This window comes from Paenibacillus sp. AGC31 (assembly GCF_057334655.1).
Genome location: NZ_JBHFJH010000029.1, coordinates 135883 through 157283, shown reverse-complemented (window position 1 = coordinate 157283; position 21401 = coordinate 135883). Strand labels below are relative to the sequence as shown.

Below are 21401 nucleotides of genomic sequence, written 5' to 3'. Positions count from 1 at the left end.
TGAATGTTTTTCAAATTCACTTTCGCCGTAATTTAAGATATAAAACAAACCGTTTTATCATTGGTCACATAGATAACGAACCATATGCCTTACTAGGAGTTCGAGGCAAGCGTTTGTCCATGCGGCTGAGATCTGATGACTATGAACGAATATCCGAATTAGCTTATGCAATGGACATTTCAGTTCAGGGAGCAGCCGCATAGATCATAACAGAAGTACTGAAACAAGGTAAGGTAATGTATGACATTATGGCTCAATTGATCAAGAGTAACTTGGATGAAACGACAGAGGAACAAATACGGAGATTAGCAAGCCACATCGATGCGAAGAGTCCACACGACTATGTTTCCTTGGGCATGGTTATGAGCTATGCACTTGAGAAAGCGATTGAAGAGCAGAAGAAGGTACGAATGGTGTTGGATGGAGAAGAGGATTGAGAACATAAAGACCCTTTGAATAATTGCTGTATCTCAGAGTGGTCCTGTAGGGTACCTTTATTGTTCTTTGTCTTTTTTATGTCTTAGAAAGAAAAGCCTACTAGGCTTTTGTTATTCTGTTAGTTGTGAGCTATCGCTATCGATACCGTTCACAATATTAATCAGGGGTGTCAAAGACGATGGAAATTGAACTGAAGCAAAGATGGACACTTGGATCGCAACTAGGGAGTGGTGGCTTTGGAAGAGTTTTTGAAGCTGAAAATGAAAACGGTGATATTAAAGCAGCAATTAAACTAATTCCAAAGGCGCCTGGTGCAGATCGTGAGCTTTTGTTTGAAGACCTTAGTGTGTTCGTAACATCATTCCCATAAATGATTCCGGAGAATTTGAGGGTTCTAGTGATGCCATTAGCAGAAAAGTCTTTACGTGATTACCTTAGGGAAGAAGGGGAAGTTACCTGTTTTTGAAGCTGTGAGTGTCCTATCGGATATTGCTACAGCATTATCTGATATTCATGTTAAGGTAGTTCACAGAGATATTAAACCAGAGAATATTTTACTTCTTAACGGACGATGGTGTATATCCGATTTTGGGATATTAAGGTATGCCGAGGCTTCCACTGCAGTTGACACTCATAAATTCTCGTGGACGGTTGCCTATAACGCGCCGGAGAAATGGCAGTATCACCGTGCTACTGCAGCCTCAGATATGTATTCATTGGGAGTTATTGTTTTTGAATTAATCACTGGTGAACGACCGCTTCCTGGTGTTGATCCTAGACAAGAACATCTCACACAGAATCCTCCTCCGTTGACTGATTGCCCGCCACTTTTGACAGCCTTAGTAGCTCAATGTCTGATGAAAGCTCCACAAGTAAGACCTTTAGCCAAAGACTTCATATCTCGTCTTGGTCCAATCCTTCGCCCATCATCTGGAGGTGCTTCATTGTTACAGTCAGCTAACCTGGCCCAGTCTTAAGAACTAGCTAGTGAAATGGCAGCACGGTCAGCAGCTGAGGATGAGGATGAGCGGAGGAGAGAGATTGTAAAATCAGCAAGTCAAATATTTTCTATGGCTCTCAATCAACTAGAACAATCAATCCGTGATAATGCACCAAGCGCAACGATAGAACAAATAGGAAACAAGCGGAGTGTGGTCAGTGTGAGAGGTCGGGTACTCCGTAATTTTGATGGAGATGACCATGGTTTGTCTGCCAAATTAGGTTCCACAACACTAACAATACAACCGATTGAAGAGAGCGTTAATACCAATTGGGGGTATTACAAACCAGCCTTTCAGGTGTTGGCATATACTTCAATTGAAGTTCAAATTCCACCAAACAGCTATGGATATGAGGGAAGAGAGCATTCACTCTGGTTCTGTGACGCTGAAGAGGAAGGGGTGTTTCATTGGTACGAAACCGCATATATGTATACATCCACAGACATTAAGAGAGGACGTAGCAGAAACCCATTTTCCCTCTCTCCTGGTGAAGAATCTGGAAAAGCTCTTAGTCGAGTATTTGCGGAATATCAAGTAGCTTGGCCATTTCTGAAGATCCAAATTGGAAATGAACATGAATTTTTTGATAGATGGATGAACTGGTTCGCACAGGGAGCCATGAACCAACTGTCTCAACCTTCAACCATGCCAGAAAGAAATCCATACGGTACGTGGCGTCAATAATAAAGTACAGCCGGTCGAATTTCTAACCGGCTTTTTTTTGTAATTCATGTTCTCAGCAAAACAGTGATTCCTCCAATATCATGATGAAATCAGAACTTTAAATTTTTTTATTACATAGTTAGTTTGCATGTTTGAAGTCTGAAACATGGACAGCCTAGGACCAGAAAATAAAGTCCGTGACTATCGCTGTTTCTTTGAACCAACGGCTTCGCTTGTGCGAATCGTACGGATGCATCTACGCTTCTTCAAAAATTCGATATATCACACTGTACCTCCTATTCGCTATGGTTAACTCAATCCAAAAACACCGTGTACCTACTGTCTGGCACGCCAGGGGTTTTATTCGCGTTGGCCCGCATGACGCACATGCTTGACTCACCAGCCATGTAGGAGGTGAACACTCTGGAAGGATGTCGATAACCTTCGCGATGGAGCCATGCATGTTGTAAAGAACCCACAAGTGTGATGTTTTGTAAATCAGTTCTTGAGATCACTCTAGGATTAACGGTTATAGATAATGGAGCGGTATCCGGGTTGGAGGCGTTCACTGCTTTGATCGTGAAGTTGGGTACTGTTGCTGAGGGAACTTGATACATGATTAATGCACGCGGAACTCTCCCAAACCCGTTAGCAACAATTTGCCTTGTGAATCCATCCATTTGAACAGCAGCTGCAGTAGCCCCATTGGCAATTTTATTTTCGAACCATACGGGAGGCAAGTTAAACCTTGCATAAGTATTCACACAGGACTGGTAACTTGATCTACCTCCTGCAGCGATTTGTGTGTAGTGCCGATTCCAGAAACGAAGAAGATCAGCAATAAGTGTTCCTATCCTACCCCTCTGTGATGTCGTAAACCGATTATCAACATAAAACGTCAATTGAGCTGGTAGCGCTACATCGGCTGGGGTAGCTGGAACTGGAATTGTAATTCGTGTATAAGACTGAGAGATTTGAACCGGCTTCTTAGCAATCATCGGCCACTGGGCAAGACGTCTTACCTTCTTCTTCAGGTCTTTCACTCTCCTTTTCGTCCAAACATTCGTCGTGCACACAGAAACAACGGTGCCCAATAAGGCTGATTCAAATCAGATATGATGACTTTGTTCCTCGGATAAGGAATGCAGTGGATCATTTTGTTGCGGCCAATATATAAACCGACGTGGCCCGGTATATCGTCGCTGCTGAAACGTCCAGGTACAGCGAAGAACAACAGATCACCTTTTTTGATTCTGGAGCGTGGAACAGAACTGCCTTGTTTGGCCTGCTCTCGTACTGTACGCGCTAACAAGACTCCCTGTTTCTGAAAAAGGTACTGTGTAAACGAGGAACAATCGAACCGCTTAGAAATGTGGTAGGATTTGGATCCCCATCTAAATCTTACACCTAGCAATCGTTTGGCATCCGCTATTATGGCCTCAATCTTACCGCTCATCGTTTCAACCCTTTTCCTGGAAAGTCATCTCTGTTTACATCATCCAAGCCTGGAAAATGCGGCATATAAACAATTATTTTATGGGCGTTTCTAGATGAAAATGTTTTATGGTTACGAAAAATACTCATTATCACAACCTTATTCATTTGAATCCAAAATGTTAACCAACAAAAGATATCCAATAAGTAGAACTTTATTTTTCAGTCTTTCTTTTGTTGTTGAGCAGACGATACTGACGTTTTTCCGAATGTAAAAAAGTTACCATCTTAGACCTCATTTTGATCCAGGAGGGTGTGTTTCATATATTCGTCATCTTCTCTATATAGAAGATGACGAATCTATGGTATAATGGATTTACGAACCCGTATTACACCGTTTCGTAAGGCGGGAAAAATTCGTCATCTTCTATAAGTGGAAAAAGAGGGAACTACAAATGACTCAAATGTTCGATTCATTTTTACAGCACCTAGATGAGAAAGGACTAGATCCCAAGACGATTGCAAACTACAAAGCAAGCTGGAGTAAATTTTCAAAATGGCTAAAGAAGGTCGATCCGGATTTGAATGATCCAGGTGCAGCAATTCAACGAGACATCGCAAATTACAAACGTTATTTGCAAGAATCCGGTGGAAGAGGTGGAAAGCCGGCAACGGAGTCAACCATGCAATTGATGTTTGTACATCTCAATGCGATCTTCAGGTATTTTCATCAACAGGGGGACATACCGACAAACCCGGTTGAGCCGATACGCAAACCGCGGGTTGCAAGACGAAAACCGAAATGGCATTCCAGGAACGAACAGAATTCCATTATGCGAGAAGTCCGGAGAAGTAAGAGCAAAAGGGATAATGCAATATTCACTGTATTTTTGCATGTTGGGCTGCGTGCTCATGAGCTCTGTGATCTATTGCGTGACGAGCTGGTGATCAATCCCCGCTCAGGTAGTGTCTATGTGCGTGGTAAAGGTTTTAGGGATCGGGAGGTACCACTAAATGCAGATGCTCGATATGCATTGGAAAGCTACCTGGCTGAGCGTGACGAGACTGACAAGAAAAGCTCTTATGTGTTTGTTTCCGAGAGATCTGCAAAGATGTCTGTACGTGGTGTTCAACATATCGTTGAAAAATATCGCAAGCGTACAGGAATTAAGGATTTAAGTTGCCATAGCCTGCGTCATACCTTTGGCCATGAATTGCTTTCAGAAATAAAGGATCTCCAGAAAGTGGCCATGTTGATGGGGCACTTCAAGGAAAATGGGGATCCCAATATTGCCATGACAATGATCTATACGACACCGGGTAAAGAGGATCTGGAGGCTGCGGTGGAGTCGATCAGCTGGACATAATGAGAGAGTTAAAACTATATATAGAAGATAATGAGGATGAAAAATGACGGAAAAGGATTCAGTAAAGAAGAGATTTCTAAGTGAAATCTCAGGTGCAGTTGAAGATTGGAATAAACATATTTCGGAAGATATTACCAACGTAAAAGTAAGGACTCGATACGAAGAAATTTTAGATGAGCAGGAGCAGCACGGAAATTCAACAAATTATGGATTAGGAAGGGATCTTTGGTACAGCAATGAATATTTTATACACTGTCAGATCAAGGACTTAATAAGCTATGCAGAAGATGATGATGTTCTATACGAAGAGCTGAGAAAAGTGTGGGTTGGGGTAACTGATAAACGGAATCCTAACGCAATGGCCATGAATGTAGATGGGGAATTTGAAGGATATTTGATTACTATGAATATTGGGATGGACATAGATCTTCATCTCGTCTCCTTAATTGTTTCACAGTATTTGTGGTCTATGGAGATTGATGATAAGAGTGAAAGAGCTAAACTAGCTACAGAAATGATGGATCTATTTTTGTGTTTAATAGATGATGATTATTTTCTTGAACACATTGATAATTTTTTAAATGAAAGCCATAGTGATATTGATTTAGCATCACGAAGAATGGAAATAGGCTCACAATTATTTGAGGGAGGTATGAAATTTGTTTTAGGTCATGAAATTGGCCATCACATATTGAGTCATACAGCCTCAGATGGAAGAAATATTGTATCGAAATTTAAACCAGATTCCTTAACTTATAATGCTCTGCAATTAGATGAGTTTGCAGCTGATAATTTTGGATTCGATCTATTAGTTCGAAGCATGAAAAAAGAGATAAATGTTTATTTTTTATTCGCACCATTAATGGTAATACTATTGCTTGCTATGCGTGATAAATGTCCAGAGCAATCTAGTCCGGAACATCCTTCACTAAGAGATAGATATCTAAATCTATTAAGTAAGGTTTCTGAAGTTAATGAGGGCATAGCTAATAAATTTCAAGAGATCCTAAATGAAATAGCTTCTTGGATTCGTGATTACTACAATGAGTTAGGTCACTGGAAAACAGAGTGGTGGAAAGGTTAGGTTTGTACAAGAAAACACGAAGGATCTGAGCACAGGAATATGCTTCTTCAAAGGAATATGTATAAAGCCAGTGAGATGATAAATTTGTTGATTAACTAAATTAAGAGTGATATTCTGTTAACCGACCAGATCATGATCTGGTCGGTTTTTTAGCGGATTATTGGGTTAGAAAAAATGTTTGGTCGGTTTAGATCCGGTGAAGCCGTTAAGCAAGCTACGTTAAATTTGAGAGTTTTTTTGGTTAATGTAAATTGCACGTGTAAATCCCGATCGCATTCCTGGTTCCCGGATGGCAGTCTGTGCAGTTGGCCAGGCAGCGCCGGCGCAGCTCCACATCAATCTAAATTTGGTGATGGCTGGATAAAAGGTCGATATGAATGGTCTTTTGAACAAAATAGCCCAATTACTATACATTCCTCACGTAATGACTCTTTCTCTATACAAGATGGCCATTAGGTTCGAATAAAAGGATAACCATATAATATGGTGTATCTGAAATGGAGGGCAATTTATGAATAAAAAATCTTGGAATATGCGTTTCTTTTCTTAATGTGCAATGTTATAACATTGTCTGCAACGTTTGGTGGTAACAAAGCTTTGTACATACTTGGAGCGGGAATGCTCACAATTACTTTAGGGTTACTGATCTTCATTAATGTACTGGATCGCAGACTCAAGAAAAAGCCTCAAGCAAAAATGTAAGGAGAGAGGAACAGCAGTAATATCAGTGTTTGCATTAATGGCGGGGACCAGCTGGTTTGGGCCTCTTCTATCTAGTTCTTTATAAATAGAAACCTCTCATACGTAAACAACGTAATAGAATCATGCAACTTCATATATTAACGGAAAAAGGGGATCTTACGATGGCTGTAATTCAAATTGGTGACTTGGAAATCAGTAATGCCATGCTAACACCTCTTGAGGAAACGATTAGCCCAACAGGAAAGACGCTGAAAGCTTATGAGGCTGCATTCGTTCTGAACGGTACTACTGAACACGATATTTACAAAGAAATGCAAGGAACGGTTATTGATTTTGAAGTGCTTACCTCACACGTCAAGTTCAATGCTAAACTGGAAAATGTTTCGACTTCTTATAGTGGATATATGGGCGCAGATACAACTATTAGTATAAGATGTAATCTTATAGAGTATGACCCTGACCTGCCAGAGAAGCATGACATAACTGCTACAGCATTAGCTATTCAAGTTAAGGATCATGTCCATCTTCATGCACTCACTCTTCTACTGATCGAGAAAGGCATCTTTAGCAAGCAAGAATTTGAAGAAGCCTACGAGAAAGTTAGAAAAAATGAGCAAGAAACTAAAGCAATTCAAAACGAGATTATCTATGGGATTACACCCAAGTATGATGCAAACGAGCAAGAATAACTGAAAAATGTAAAAGGAGAGGCAGAATCTGCCTCTCCTTATTGTTTAGAGCCCGTAAACCAGAATCGGACAAACCGTTTACAAAAGGGGAGAAGTTCATAACGGAGTTTTTCTATGCTACAGCGCTTCCTGATATCACTAGGTATAGCACTGGGCGTAGTCTGAAGAAGATTCTGAACCAGCTTATCCTGACGACAGTAACGCGGGGAGCAGCCTCCCTGTCACTGATTTGAAAGGATAGGTTTGCGGAGATTCCGATTCAAGCCCTTACGTGTTTGTTTCTGAGAGATCCGCAAAGATGACTTTTCGTGGAGTGCAGCACATTGTTGAAAAGTATAGGAAGCGTACCGGGAGTAAGGATTTGAGTTGTCACACTCTGCGGCATACCTTTGGCCAAGTGTTTTACTCGAGACCACGAAGGATCTGCAGAAGGTTGCTGACCTGATGGGGCACTACAAGGAAAATGGTGAACCAAATATCCAAATGACGATGATCTATACGACCCCGAGCAAAGAGGATCTGGAGGATGCGGTGGAGTCGATCAGTTGGACTTAATGAAATAGTGAAGGGGAAGCGAGCGAAAATGATTGAGGAAAAGATTCAAGAAATTGAAAGATTGAAGGATCTTGTCACTGAAGCTGCTACTTATAGGAAATGGGGTACAGATGAAGAGTATAAGCTTTTACGAAACAAAATGACTAAAACAAACGCGATAAAAGAGTTGCTACCTTCATTTATAAAGGACTGCAGAACTCTCGGTGAGATTTTTAATGATTTGCAAGTTAGAGGAGGATATAAAGAAAGAAGGGCACATATCCAAGAGGCATTCGGAAAAGTATTGGAATATGTAGAAAGTGTAGATGGTAGTCCACTTGATGGAATAATTGGAGAAAGGCTCTCGGGAGACAACATTCATGAGTTTGTTCAGCAAAACTGGAACAAGGCGTTAACTCGAAGAGAGGAAGATCCCGAAGGAGCTATTACAATTGCTTCTACTTTGATAGAGCAAACTATTAAATTCATTCTGGACAGTGAAAACATTGAGTACAAAAAAACAGATGATCTACCTACACTTTACAAAAAAACACATACTGTACTGAATCTATCACCTGATGGTCATACAGAAGAAACTTTCAAGCAAATACTACGCGGATGCACATCAATCATACAGGGGTTAGGAAGTTTGAGAAATAATGATGGTGATGCTCATGCTCCAAGTACTAAACGCGTTCTGCCTGGAAAGCCTCTTAAACCTGGTGTTCGTCATGCTGAGTTATCAGTTAATTTATCTGGAACGATGGCAAACTTTTTAATATCAACTTGGACCCATAGAAAGTTGAAATAAATAACTTACACTTGAAGGTTTGTTTATGAGTCAAGTCGAGTATTCTGAAAATGATTTGTTTTTAAGTACTTTAAAGGAATATCTTGAATCAGAAGGTGCAGAGGATATACTAAAGCATTTAGAGCCTTCTAAACTGTCTATAAGTTATTCTGATAGATTTACTAGTCGACTGTGGAATCAGAGAAGTGCATATGTAGATATTAAAGTTCCAGTACGTTCTAAAAAAGCTTTAGAGGCAGATGATCTATATCATAGGTTGAATAGATATTGTAGCGAGCTATATGAAAATACTGATGAGTATGGATATGCAGGCTTACAGATTGGAGTTCTCGTAGGGCTAACGAGCACAAGTAACATAAATAGAGATATTCAATTTTATAGCAAAAACCAAGTTTACGAAAATTTGAGAACTAAAGTTCATAATAGTACTTTGGATCCAACTGAGGAAATGTATTTACTCGAAGCTTGTGCAAGTGCTATAAGCGGACAACGATTAGCAGCAGTAACAATGTTGGGCTGCGCGGCAGAACAGTTGCTGCTATTGTTATCGAGATCCTACCTACAGTATCTTCGGAATCATGGTTCTGAAACTGAGATTAAGAAATTCAATGACAACGTTGTTGAAGCAAAAAAAGCACACGCGAGATTAGATGGTTTTAAAAGAACTGTAGGCAATCAAGAAAGGTTGTTTGAGTCTCTGGGGTTAGAAAATTCTAATTTACATTTTCAGTATTTAGATTTTTTAAGACAAATAAGAAATGAGTCTGGCCATCCGACTGGGGTTCGCGTTTCTGAAGAGGATATGAACTCATTATTTGTTAATTACCAACTACTTATTGATCGCGTCCACCCATTAATTCTTAGCATCCCTGACGCGAATCCTGTTTAAGTGTTCCAGGATTGGGCTGCCGGTTTATGAATTATGAGATCTTCAGCTCACCGCTGCCGTGGAGTCGATCAGCTGGACTTAATATTAAAAAATGCAATGGGAGGAAAATTAAATGCGGAGATTAGTTCCTATATCATCAGAGTCTGTAAAAAGGCTCACACCTACTAAGGATATTCTGAGAGAGCTATATCTTAAATCGGGTAATCAGTGTGCCTTCCCGGGATGTGTCCATCTTATGATGGATGCTGATGGTGATTTCATAGGTGAAGTTTGCCATATTGAAGCTGCTGAAACAGGTGGACAACGCTTTAATCCAAAACAAAGTAATGAGGATCGCAGGGCGTTTTCAAACTTAATGTTGATGTGTCATGCTTGCCATAAAAAAACAGATAATGTAAAAAAATATACTGTTGAGATTCTTCAGAAGATGAAGAGGGATCATGAAAAAAAGTTCTCAGATATTGTTTCTAAATTACAGAATTCAATTAGTGATTTAACAACCCTTCAAGATTATTCATACACATTATCATGCAAGCGTATTAACGAGTCTCTAAATTGGAAATTAGATTCTACACAATTAAAGGATATGTGTGATGAAATTAATCAATGGGTAGAGAGGTTAAGAAAACTGTCACCTGATACTCGCAACGTCTTCTCAATTATGATTGATCGTTCTACTCTTAATTCTTGGGATCAGCCTCAAGTTATAATTCACGAGATAGCAAAGGTCACAGATTTAGATTTTGAAGGTATGAAGGAACACTATGATCTACTATATAAATACAATTTCATCAGTAAAGCAGAGAGAGAAGAAGAAGATAACACAGTAGTTGTAACTATAAAACCATTCATATTAACAGGATGGCCATTTTGGATTGATTTAAAAAAATTCTGTGATGTTGAAAATATCAATCTTAATGAAATCGTTGGCGAAATGAATTTTGGATTGCTAGATTAAACAAACCAACCGATTAGACGTTCTCGGTGAGCAGAATGCCATAATGCGAGAAGTCCGGAGAAGTAAGAGTAAAAGGGATAATGCAATCTTCACTGTATTTTTGCATGTTGGGCTGCGTGCTCATGAGCTATGCGATCTATTACGTGACGAGCAGGAGATGAATCCTCGCTCGGGTAGTGTCTATGTACGTGGTAAAGGTTTCAGGGATCGGGAACTACCACTAAATGCAGATGCCCGATATGCGTTAGAGGGTTACCTGGCTGGTTGGGAGGATTCGAATCCTTACGTGTTCACTTCTGAGAGATCCGCAAAAATGTCTGTTTGGGGACAACACATTGTTGAAAAGTATCGAAAGCGTACTGGAATTAAGGATTTGAGCTGTCGTAGCCTGCGGCATACTTTTGGCCATGAATTGCTTACGGAAATAAAGGATCTACAAAAAGTGGCCATGTTGATGGGACACTTCAAGGAAAACGGAGATCCCAATATAGCCATGGCGATGATCTATACGACACCGGGCAAAGAGGATCTGGAGGCTGCGGTGGAGTCGATCAGCTGGACTTAATGAATTATAAGTAGGAGTTGGATTGCTATGGTTTCAGTTACCCAGAGAGTAAGCAAAGTTAAACAACCTAGAGGAGGCTACATACGACCCAGAGACTTTGAGGAGATAGTGTTGAGTGATGGGATTGAGCTTCACCCAGAAGAAAACCTTCACGCAAATTTAGTGGGAATGGCTGTCGATTATTTGACCAGATACTTGTCCGGGTCTTCTGCAGAGGAAGCCTTCGAGATATCTTTGAGCGGTTCGTTTCTGGTAGGAGAAGATGCTTTGGCAAGATCTCTTGTACAAGAGGTTAATGGTTTAGATGACCAGTCTATACGCAATGCCTGTAAACTTGTAGGATACGATGTATGCGTTCGTGCTGGCACAGCCATGTATAAACCTGTTGAAGAGATTTGTGCTGACGATGAAACGGTGAGTAATATTCGTACAATGGTAAGTAGAAGTCTTGCTTTTTGGGAAGAGTTTGGACCAATTGTTAAAGATAGCTTTACGTTCGAATTTGGATACACTGAAGAGGTGAGTACGGGGGATGGAGATTATCTGACAGAGGACACTTTGTGGGACTTCAAACTATCTAAGAATGGACCAACCAATAAGCACACCTTACAGCTTTTGATGTACTATATTTTGGGCCTCCGCTCTATTCATAAGGAGCTTCAGAAGGTACGTCGTTTAGGAATTTACAACCCTAGACTTAATATCGTTTACCTGCTAGAGGTGGAAAAGATCTCTCCAGAAGTGGTGGAAGCTGTAACTAAGGATGTTTTGGTAGCAATTTAGATTTATACGACTCCTGGTGCCGAGGGTCTGGAGGCTACGTTGGAGTCTGATACACCGTTATGTTCTAATACATTCCTCTGAGTAATGTGGTGAGGCTATATATCCGAAGCGTTTTATATAAACGATGTATGGCTTCTGCAGGTGACCCGGCTCAGCGACCAGCTGCAGCTTGTCGTTCTGATCGATGCGCTGAAGAATCAGGGTACCGGGTCCGAACTGGGAGGAAGTAGTTTGATTAAGCTGACTGATCAAAACGGATGAAATGAGGAACTAGGAGGAGAAGTATTTTGAGTGGGAAAAACATTTATTTTTGAACCAGTGTTATTAAAAAAATTCAATGAACAGCGTACCTTGAAAACTTATCGTCAACCAGATGAAGTGAATGATCGAATGATTTGTGGAGATTGTGGCCAGGAAGTACGCCTGGGGATTTCTGATCATTGTCCTCCTTGTGGTGAAATACTTCCAGATCTGCGAGAATTGGACGATCAAGAAGATAAATGATTGGGAATCGTGTGGGAATTTGTTTTATGATTTGGAAAACAAGGAGGATTTAACTATGACGACTGAAGCAAAAATTCGTGAGTATACTGTGGGACTTAACTCCGAAAAGATAGGCTGGTGTATTTATGATCCAAAGGATCGTAGCATTGAAAGTCAAGATAACCATCTTGTAACGGATGGCCGCAACATTATGGAGGCACAGCATGCCAGTATACCTGGTACGGGGATAAATAGTTGGAGGATCAATAATTCCTTGATTAATTCGGTTACTCACTGGGCATCAATCAATAATAGGAATGTACCTGGATGAGTGAAGACTTCAATATGAGACTGTCTCACATTTACTAGAGTAGACATTATTTGAAATGTAAGGGTAGTATGTTATAGAAATGAGCCGCTTATGATGACAATATTGTTTGGCAGCACGACTAGGCTAAGGGATATACTTATGGAATTAGTACCTGTAAATTTATTAATCTCAAGAGTCGAAAATTAAGGAACTGGCGGTGATGGAAGCTGTGGATCATACCAAAATTTTTATTAAAAACTTAAGCGCAGGAGAGCTTCAACAATTAGCATATGACCTGTTGCCACAATTGTATAACGGCTGGCAAGGGTTACAAATGAGTGGAGGAGTGGAGGGAACATTTAAAACAAGAAAAGGTACTCCGGACGCTTGGTGCGATCGTGAAGATGGAACACTGGTTTATATACAGGCAACCGCTGATCCTTCAAAAGGGAAAATCTATGAAGACCTAGAGAAAAGTATAGAAAAATTAAAAAGTATCAAAAAGAACAAAGATGCATTATGCATTGCTTTTCTTAGTTTTGATCCACAGAGTGATGAGATTGAGAAGTGTAAAAAATATGCTGAAGATAACGAGTGTGGTTTTGATTATTTCTCTAACTCCAATATTTCTGGACTGTTAGATAAAAACTATCGAGAGCTAAGAGAAAAATATTTAAACCTAAAATCATATTCTGAATCCTACGATGATGATTACTTTTCCATCGATCCCATATTAATTGAAAAGATCATGATAAAAAATAATTCAGATTACAATTTCGATGAAAAATATATACGCAATACGTTCGACGCATTAAATGATATTGCTGAAGATAGTAGATTCGTTATTTTTCTAATTGTTAATAATTCTCACAGTAGTAATAGTTTAGATATAAACGGAATAAAAAATAAAGCTATTGAAGAAATAAAGGAAGTTAAGTTTAATGAAATCATTATTTCACTTGAGAAAAACAACTATATAAGGGATCACATGGTGTACGGGGCTGATTCGTTTGTTTCACTTGAAGATGGTTCTTTATACGATGGTGCTGATCATGTAGAGTATAGATTAAAACATGGAATCTGGTACTTAGATAAGAAAGGTGTTTTATTTGAGCAATTGCATCTTATATTAAACAACAGAAAATTATTTAAAAGAATATTGGTTAAACTAAAATCGGTTAGGCTTTCTGATTATTCCGATTATTCTAATTATGTTCGTAATAAGGATGGCTATATAGAGTTATTTCCTATACAAAAGAAAGCACATTGATTTAGATACGCCTCGTACCAGCTCAGCTGCAGGAAGGTTTAAATGAACGTGCTCGCATTGATTTGCACTGATGAACAGCAGGTGTGCCATTCCTGGCACGCCTGCGCAATTAACAGCAAAATAGGTATTTCTTCCTTCTGCCTATTTGCCTATATTATTTGACGAAATAAGAAGTATATGGTACAAATATATTACTACGATTCATTTGATTTACTCTGCCGCTACTGTTCGACAGAGTTGGAGAAGTACTGGTAAGGCATTCCGTGTATCAGTATATATAATAGGGCTTAATTTGCCATGGAGACTATAGACACCCAAATTTGGTGTCTTTTTGTGTTTCCATGCTTTTTTGTTTTTTTGGAATTAGGATACTTAATCAGAGTTAGTTATATTACTGGGACATTTATAGAGGAAGCGATAATTTTCTTGATTCTTCCAATAAGTTGCCCATCCTGGTAGCAGCTCAATTTCACGAAATTTAAGGGGGATCCATACATGAATAATATTATAGAACTATTGGTTATGTTTGAAGAAGAGAAAGCTGAGAAAAATGTTACTGCATATGTACCATCCCTGAGTCTTGGTGTGCAGGGAGACAGCATAGAAGAAGCACGTGCAATAGCTATCGAATTGATTGAACTTGAATTAGAAAGCAGGCAAAATAAATTGCCTGAAGAAACGGCAGTTATCGATTCGATAAAAGGAATCACAGGAGATGAATTCCTCGTGATGTTTGAGGTACAGGAAGAAGGATGTAGCGTAACAGCATATATTCCTGCTTTAAGGCTAGGTGTAAAAGGAACAAGCCTGTCTGCAGCTCGATCAAACGCTGAAGATTTGATCAACATAGAATCCAAGAATCGTGTGAATCAATTCTCTCGAGATTCAGTCACTATTGATAAATTAGGAATAAAAATAAAAGTTTCATAGTAATAAGAGTACATTAGAGAGGAGGATAATGTATGTCGAATTTCGATTGTATTCAAGACGATGAAAGTAATATGTGGTTAATACCTATGAATATTTGCAGTTTAGGTGGTTGTTACTTCAACTTTTTGGAGTTAGATACAGAGGTTGAAGCTAGAGATAAGGCTAAAGAATTAACGGATCAAGGCAAGAAAATGACAGACAGTACTCCTTGCGATAGTTGTTATAACGATCATATGCAAAGTTGTGAGTAATATAATCTATCACAATCCACCATTCAGGAAAATACGGTCATATTGTTAACTCATCAAGTGAATATTACACCGACTGATAAAGTATAAGCGGAAGCACAGTTTCATGCCCTTCAGGTATGAGGTGGTGCTTTTTTACTTCATTATAATGGGCACACGGAAATATTGTTTAATTCATTTTGAGAATCTTAGCATACAATCTACATAAGAGGATATAATAGTATTATAAAAGCTGCTTCGCTCAAAAGGGCCATCTCAATGAGGTGACCCTCTTGGTTATTTTACGATTAATAGTCTTGTATAGTTTGCAAAAAGTCATGATATACTTTAACAACAACCCAATTATTTAGCCAACAAATCATGTCCATTTATTTTCAAATAACCGAATCAGAGACCATTATACATCGTATGATCAACTATAGAAGGATTAGGAGTGACAAGTTATTTCTGCGTACTATATTATGTGAATGTATATATATAATTTTATTTTTATAAATGCTAGATGAACGAGACAAATAGGAGGAAAAATATCGTGCACTCTAAAATACTAGTTGATGCAACTGATCTAGTCAAATGGGCAGATAGACGCGACTCGCAAGCTTTACTCCCTATGCTCATTAGAAATTTAATACTCTCTAGCAGCGATAATATTGATAAGATTAGTTTTGCTGCTGGTGAAGGAGTAAGCCTTGGAGGTTGGGATGGAGTTACTGTGGCTCAGGATGGTGATAGTTTTCTTCCAAAAGGTACAACGGTCTGGGAAATGGGTGTAAGTAGAGGCGTTAAAGTGAAAGCGGACACTGATTACGAGAAACGAAGTACGGATCCTTTATTTATGAGTCCCAATGAAACAACGTATATCTTTATTACATTAAGGAGATGGAGGGATAAAGATAAATGGACAGAAGGAAGGAAGAAAGAAGGGATCTGGAAGGATATACAAGTATATGATGCTGATGATCTCGAAACTTGGTTAAGCCAAAATCCCACTGTTCATGTCTGGTTATCTATGCATTTAGGTAAGCACCCTCAAAATTGTATTGACTTAAGTAATTATTGGATTGATTGGTCCGAAGAAACTCAGCCGACGATCCCACCAGAAATGGTACTAGCTGGCCGCGAGAGTATTAAAGAAGAAATATCAGAATGGCTTAGAAATGCAAATTCTCCACTAACGATACAAGCAGAAACACGTGATGAAGCTATAGCTGTATTTGCTGCATCGATTAGTTTGCTTTCCCCATTAGATAGGGACTTTAACTTATCAAAAGCAATAGTAGTGAATAATTCAGAAGCTTGGACCTATTTGTCATCATCTCAAAATAATTTAATACTGATTCCCTCATTTGATTCTGAAGGTTTGAGTCGTGCCATTAGGAATGGGCATCACGTTATGATACCTTTGGGTCGATCAGATAGTACAACGAAGGACACTAAACAGATACCCCGTCTTTCACGTGAAAGAGTGACCTCCATTCTTATTGACAAGGGCTTAAATGAACAACTCTCACGTGAACTTGGACTTTTAGCTCGAAGAGGACTTACTACATTTCGTAGACGGACTGCGCTCAGTCCAGAGATTAGGCAGCCTTTATGGGCTCTGCCAGGTGAAGCGCGATCTTTGGTTCCACTTTTATTAGCAGGTGGTTGGAGTGATACTAAAGATGGTGATCAAGAGAGTCTTAATGAGTTAGCACAATGTTCATACGATAAGCTTAATGAACTTCTATTTCGATGGGAAAACGAATCAGACCCTCCTATACGTCGTATAAATCACGCCTGGTATATAATTTCAAAAGAGGACGCCTGGTCTCTCTTGAGAAGATATGTTACCTTGGCAGATTTGGAAAAGTTCAGATCGGTTGCTCTCAAGGTTCTTGGTGCAACTGACCCTAAATTAGAACTACCTTTTGAGAAACAGTGGATGGCGGAGGTGCTCGGTTATACCTCTAATTATTCAGGGATTTTCATCAGAAACATTGCGGATACACTAGCATTCATGGGATCAAAGGAAGATTGGGCTAGTCCTGCTTTATCATTAAGAGTTCATGCCTCTAATATAATATATGAATTATTCAGTAGTTCAAAGGGTAATTTTCAAGTGTGGTCTTCATTATGCTCTGTTCTACCGCTTCTTGCGGAGGCAGCACCAGATCAATTTCTTCAAGCGCTTGAAGGAGAAATTACGAATGAAGAGGTAATTTTAAAGCTTTTCAATGATCAACAAGACCCTATGTTTGTTTCATCACCACATACTGGTTTACTTTGGGCACTGGAGACAATTGCATGGAATCCTGAATACCTTAGGAGAGCCTCACTATTGTTAGCAAAGTTAGGTAGAATAGATCCTGGTGGAAAATTACAAAATAGGCCCATAAATAGTCTTCGCGAAATATTTTTAACATGGAATCCGCAAACTGCCGCTTCTATTGATCAACGTATTGATGTCCTAAGGATACTTGTACAAAGGGAGCCAGATGTAACTTGGGAGTTGTTATGTATATTGTTACCACAATATCATGGGATTTCACATAGTACAGCGAAACCAAAATGGAGAGATTGGGCCCCGGATCATAAGAGGAATATTATAAGATCAGAGTATAACAAAATGACTCATGAGCTTATACAGATTTTATTAACGGAAGTAGGGAACTCTGGGGTTCGTTGGAATCAAATCATTCAATCTTTACCCATGTTACCTCTCGAAGACCTAGAAGTTGTATTAAATGAACTTAATATTTTAGGCGATACAGACCTTAACGCGGAAGATAAGGCACTTATTTGGAATTCGCTCAGAAAAGAATTATCAAAACATCGTTCATTTCCTGATGCTGACTGGGCTCTTTCTAAGTGTGAAGTAGACCGATTAGAAGAGATCTTCGGAAAATTTGAACCAGTCGATACATCCGCTCTTTATAGTTGGTTATTTAGCAATTCGCCAGAGTTGCCAGAAGGTCGAGAAGGAGATTGGGAAGAGCGTGATCATAAGTTAAATCAAGTAAGAATAAATGCATTATCTAGTATTTATGCTAGAGGGGGAATTGAGGAAATAGTTTTTCTTTTAGATAATGTTGAGCAACCATATCAGCTTGGTACAGCGCTTGGAGAAATCCGATTGATAGTTAAAGAAGAGGATGAAATTCTTCAAAAATATCTAGCCTCTACCGATAACAATTATGCTCAATTCGCGCGTGGCTATATATTTGGTAGCACTAAATGTCTTGGGCCTAACTGGGTTTTTGAAAAGTTAGAAATTGCAAGCGATTGGGGAACAAATAAACAAGCAGAGATATTAATTTTCTTACCTGCTAATAAAAGCACTTGGAGCCTACTGGTTGAAATGGGTGATAATGTTGAAAGAAGGTACTGGTCAATAGTTTCTCCTTTATCTATAGAAGTAGAAGACTTGGAAACTGCCGTGGATATGTATTTGCACTTTGAACTTCCATTTTCTGCAATCGACTTATTAGCACTACGAAAATCCTGTGCCAAACCGAATCAAATTGTTGAAGCATTGACAAAATTGCTCGGTGTATCTAATATAGGCCATTTGCAATCACACTCGTCCCCGTACCAAATCTCTGAGTTGCTTAGTACACTTGAGAATTGCAAAGAAATTGACGATGGAATAATAGCATCCTTGGAATGGGCATATCTCCCTATACTCGAACGATTTAATCATGCTCCTAAGTTTCTTCATCGAGAATTGTCCCGTAATCCAGATTTTTTTGTTGAAGTACTATCACTTGTTTATAACGCAGAAGATGGGGAATCGAAAGAAGTTTCCTCGGAGGACCGTCGACGTGCATCTCAAGGTGAGGATCTTCTCAAATCATGGCGTACTTTACCAGGTTCAAGGGGGGATAACAGTATTAACAAACAAGAGTTATTAGATTGGGTAAGTAACTCGCTCCAAGCAACTTTAGATTCAGGTAGAGGTGAGTATGGAGCTATGTATATTGGAGAAGTCTTGAGTGCCTCTATTCTAGGAGAGGATGGCGGGTGGCCTCACGAAGCTGTTCGAGATGTCATAGAACAATTTAGCGATATTAATATTGAAAGTGCATTTACGAGAGAAGTGTACAACAGTAGGGATTTTGTGACTAAACAAGTATATGAAGGAGGTCTTCAGGAAATGAAATTGGCTGATAGATACAATGAATATGCAAGAATTTCAGGTGTGCGTTGGCCGAGAACAACTGCAATTCTTCGTTCTATTGCAGACAGATATATTAGAGAGGCTCAACATGAAGATATGAGTGCTGAATTAAGAGAAGATTTAGGTTAGCTTTAATTCAGTTATTAAATGTATAGAACAAGATTTTCTGAATTTTAATTTATAAATTGCTGTCAGTAGTAGTTGAAACTAACTTTACTTCTGAACAGCATTTTTTTCTGTGATATAATTGAGAAATCATAAGTTCCGATAATTTAAAGGTATTGGAACTTACGAGAGTTAACTTACTTACATTTTAAAAATACTTTACATAATAATATGTATGTTAACTAAGTTGAGTATGATTATCTTTATATTGATAATTTACACTTCTATGTATAATGCCCAATTTGCTTAATTAAATACATTTAAGTACTCAATATTACAAAAAAAGGAGTTGAGTCATACTACATGTATGAAAACTGGAAATCATCAGATTCCTTAATTGAAGAATATGAGAGTAGCGGATTGTACATGTCCATTGAATTAGGAATTAGAACGATTGATCCAAAGTCCATTATCGCTTTATCACGAATTCCGGTGGAATCACAATTAGAGAGTCTTCGAAATAAAGTCAATAAGCATGGGTGGAAGGATCCAACCCCCCGAGGGCTGCACCTTGTTCTTCTTCCGGACACTGCACATCACGTAGTTTGCAGTGGTGGTAACCACAGAGCAGTAATCAGTAATGAGTTGAAAATAGAGAAAATTCAGGCTAGTGTTTCTGCTTATTTAAATATCGATTTACTGTCTGAAGATGAGCTTCTTTATATAGAAGAGAAAGAAAAGGAAATTAGAAGAGTTTTTATGAATATTCGTCAAAAAACTGAATGTGAGATGAATACCTTACATGCACGGCTGATGGATTTGGAAGAAGAGGTTGATGAATTTAAGAAGAATCTATACTTCAAATATATTCAAAAGCAAGATGGGTTAAAGCAGTCCTAAATTGGAGGTGGTAGCAGTTGGTACTTATAAAATATGATTCTACTGACATAGAAAACCCCCAGTTAAACCTGGAGCTACTTTTAGAGCAGAGTAAACACTATATGTCCAAAGCAAAAGCGGACAACACAGTTATATCTTACAAAAGTGATTGGGCACATTTTAAGTCATGGTGTATCAAGTATGAGCAACCATACTTGCCAACCACCGATGAAGCTTACGGGTCCTATTTAACAAGTTTAGCTGCATCCGGGTATAAAGTTAGTACGATTCAACGTAGAATCTCCTCAATATCTCGAGCACATATAATGAAGAAACTAGAATCGCCTAATACTATTCATATCAAAACGATATGGTCCGGAATTAAAAGAATTCATGGTTCTGCAGAAGTAGGAAAGAATCCAATAACAGTTAACACATTAAAAGAGATATTACAGCATGTTCCGGAGAATAGAATGATAGGTTATCGCGATAGGGCTCTGCTATTAATCGGCTTTAGCGGGGCATACAGAAGGTCCGAATTAGTGAATTTTGATGTGAAGGACATCCGAACTACTCCTGAAGGGATGATTATGCGGATCGCAAAATCGAAAACAGACCAGGAGGGGAAAGGTGAATTCATTGGTATTCCATATGGTTCACGTTTAGAGACTTGTCCTGTCCGTAGTTATAATGAATGGATAAAACAATCAGGTATCACTGATGGAGCAATATTCAGACCTGTTAATAAACATAGCCATGTTTCAGAAAAGAGACTCTCAGACAAGGCCGTAGCACTGATAATTAAGAAGTATGTAGCTGCTGTAGGATTGGATCCAGCACTTTATGCCGGCCACAGTATACGTTCAGGTTTTGCTACCTCAGCTGCTATGCTTGGTAAAAGTGAAAGGTCGATAAAAGAACAAACACGTCATGCTTCAGATGCTATGGTTAGAAGATATATTCGGATGGGTTCCTTATTTACCGAGAATGCTGCTCAAAATATCGGTCTTTAGATAGATTGTAGTATTATGCTATGAATACTTGATATAATTTTATTAACAGGAGGAATCTAATGAGTGAGTATACGGTAGTGAAAACT

General features: G+C 38.9%; 23 protein-coding genes. 21 read left to right on the top strand and 2 right to left on the bottom strand.

Features of this window, described 5'->3' with window-relative positions; genetic code table 11:
* The first annotated feature begins 236 nt into the window (after positions 1–236).
* The 4 genes from ACE04G_RS17185 (at position 237) to ACE04G_RS17170 (ending at position 2123) form a co-directional block, all read left to right on the top strand.
* Complete coding sequence (locus ACE04G_RS17185) at positions 237–437, top strand: hypothetical protein (RefSeq protein WP_449004981.1); 201 nt, start codon at positions 237–239, stop codon at positions 435–437.
* 179 nt (positions 438–616) lie between these two features.
* The gene (locus tag ACE04G_RS17180) at positions 617–808 is read left to right on the top strand and encodes a hypothetical protein (protein WP_449004982.1); all 192 of its coding nucleotides are present in this window, start codon (positions 617–619) and stop codon (positions 806–808) included.
* Positions 809–863: 55 nt separating this feature from the next.
* Positions 864–1415, top strand: a complete 552-nt coding sequence (locus ACE04G_RS17175; RefSeq protein ID WP_449004983.1) for a protein kinase domain-containing protein — start codon at positions 864–866, stop codon at positions 1413–1415.
* Between the two features lie 15 nt (positions 1416–1430).
* Positions 1431–2123, top strand: a complete 693-nt coding sequence (locus tag ACE04G_RS17170; RefSeq protein ID WP_449004984.1) for a hypothetical protein — start codon at positions 1431–1433, stop codon at positions 2121–2123.
* 293 nt (positions 2124–2416) lie between these two features.
* Here ACE04G_RS17170 and ACE04G_RS17165 read toward each other — a convergent pair whose 3' ends face one another.
* Both ACE04G_RS17165 and ACE04G_RS17160 read right to left on the bottom strand, forming a co-directional pair.
* Positions 2417–3145 carry a hypothetical protein gene (locus tag ACE04G_RS17165; protein ID WP_449004985.1) on the bottom strand — a complete coding sequence of 243 codons (729 nt, stop codon included), beginning with the start codon at positions 3143–3145 and terminating at the stop codon, positions 2417–2419.
* Positions 3142–3558, bottom strand: coding sequence for a C40 family peptidase (locus ACE04G_RS17160; protein WP_449004986.1), 417 nt, complete (start codon positions 3556–3558; stop codon positions 3142–3144). Before ACE04G_RS17160 ends, ACE04G_RS17165 begins: the two co-directional genes overlap by 4 nt.
* 433 nt (positions 3559–3991) lie before the next feature.
* Between ACE04G_RS17160 and ACE04G_RS17155 the strand changes: the two genes are divergently transcribed.
* The 17 genes from ACE04G_RS17155 to ACE04G_RS17075 all read left to right on the top strand — a co-directional run bounded on the left by ACE04G_RS17155 (position 3992) and on the right by ACE04G_RS17075 (position 21315).
* Positions 3992–4903 (top strand): tyrosine-type recombinase/integrase, encoded by a 912-nt coding sequence (locus ACE04G_RS17155; protein WP_449004987.1) that lies wholly within the window; start codon positions 3992–3994, stop codon positions 4901–4903.
* Positions 4904–4946: 43 nt separating this feature from the next.
* Positions 4947–5987: a M48 family metalloprotease gene (locus ACE04G_RS17150; RefSeq protein ID WP_449004988.1), complete on the top strand. Its 1041-nt coding sequence runs from the start codon at positions 4947–4949 to the stop codon at positions 5985–5987.
* A gap of 863 nt (positions 5988–6850) precedes the next feature.
* Complete coding sequence (locus ACE04G_RS17145; protein ID WP_449004989.1) at positions 6851–7378, top strand: hypothetical protein; 528 nt, start codon at positions 6851–6853, stop codon at positions 7376–7378.
* Between the two features lie 366 nt (positions 7379–7744).
* On the top strand, positions 7745–7933 hold the full coding sequence (locus ACE04G_RS17140; protein ID WP_449005115.1) for a hypothetical protein: 189 nt from the start codon (positions 7745–7747) through the stop codon (positions 7931–7933).
* A 28-nt stretch (positions 7934–7961) separates the two neighbouring features.
* The gene (locus ACE04G_RS17135) at positions 7962–8723 is read left to right on the top strand and encodes an abortive infection family protein (protein WP_449004990.1); all 762 of its coding nucleotides are present in this window, start codon (positions 7962–7964) and stop codon (positions 8721–8723) included.
* Positions 8724–8748: 25 nt separating this feature from the next.
* The gene (locus tag ACE04G_RS17130) at positions 8749–9612 is read left to right on the top strand and encodes a hypothetical protein (RefSeq protein WP_449004991.1); all 864 of its coding nucleotides are present in this window, start codon (positions 8749–8751) and stop codon (positions 9610–9612) included.
* Between the two features lie 235 nt (positions 9613–9847).
* Positions 9848–10570, top strand: a complete 723-nt coding sequence (locus ACE04G_RS17125; RefSeq protein ID WP_449004992.1) for a hypothetical protein — start codon at positions 9848–9850, stop codon at positions 10568–10570.
* 43 nt (positions 10571–10613) lie between these two features.
* Positions 10614–11135: a tyrosine-type recombinase/integrase gene (locus ACE04G_RS17120; protein WP_449004993.1), complete on the top strand. Its 522-nt coding sequence runs from the start codon at positions 10614–10616 to the stop codon at positions 11133–11135.
* A gap of 108 nt (positions 11136–11243) precedes the next feature.
* A complete protein-coding gene (locus ACE04G_RS17115; protein WP_449005112.1) occupies positions 11244–11918 on the top strand; it encodes a hypothetical protein in 675 nt (224 codons plus the stop codon).
* A 291-nt stretch (positions 11919–12209) separates the two neighbouring features.
* A complete protein-coding gene (locus ACE04G_RS17110) occupies positions 12210–12422 on the top strand; it encodes a hypothetical protein (protein ID WP_449004994.1) in 213 nt (70 codons plus the stop codon).
* A gap of 55 nt (positions 12423–12477) precedes the next feature.
* A complete protein-coding gene (locus tag ACE04G_RS17105) occupies positions 12478–12732 on the top strand; it encodes a hypothetical protein (RefSeq protein WP_449004995.1) in 255 nt (84 codons plus the stop codon).
* A 199-nt stretch (positions 12733–12931) separates the two neighbouring features.
* Positions 12932–13981: a hypothetical protein gene (locus tag ACE04G_RS17100; protein WP_449004996.1), complete on the top strand. Its 1050-nt coding sequence runs from the start codon at positions 12932–12934 to the stop codon at positions 13979–13981.
* A 495-nt stretch (positions 13982–14476) separates the two neighbouring features.
* Positions 14477–14911: a hypothetical protein gene (locus tag ACE04G_RS17095; protein ID WP_449004997.1), complete on the top strand. Its 435-nt coding sequence runs from the start codon at positions 14477–14479 to the stop codon at positions 14909–14911.
* 32 nt (positions 14912–14943) lie between these two features.
* The gene (locus ACE04G_RS17090; protein ID WP_449004998.1) at positions 14944–15162 is read left to right on the top strand and encodes a hypothetical protein; all 219 of its coding nucleotides are present in this window, start codon (positions 14944–14946) and stop codon (positions 15160–15162) included.
* 529 nt (positions 15163–15691) lie between these two features.
* Positions 15692–19447, top strand: coding sequence for a hypothetical protein (locus tag ACE04G_RS17085; protein ID WP_449004999.1), 3756 nt, complete (start codon positions 15692–15694; stop codon positions 19445–19447).
* Positions 19448–19786: 339 nt separating this feature from the next.
* Positions 19787–20323, top strand: a complete 537-nt coding sequence (locus tag ACE04G_RS17080; RefSeq protein ID WP_449005000.1) for a hypothetical protein — start codon at positions 19787–19789, stop codon at positions 20321–20323.
* A 17-nt stretch (positions 20324–20340) separates the two neighbouring features.
* Positions 20341–21315, top strand: a complete 975-nt coding sequence (locus ACE04G_RS17075) for a site-specific integrase (protein WP_449005001.1) — start codon at positions 20341–20343, stop codon at positions 21313–21315.
* Positions 21316–21401: the final 86 nt, after the last annotated feature.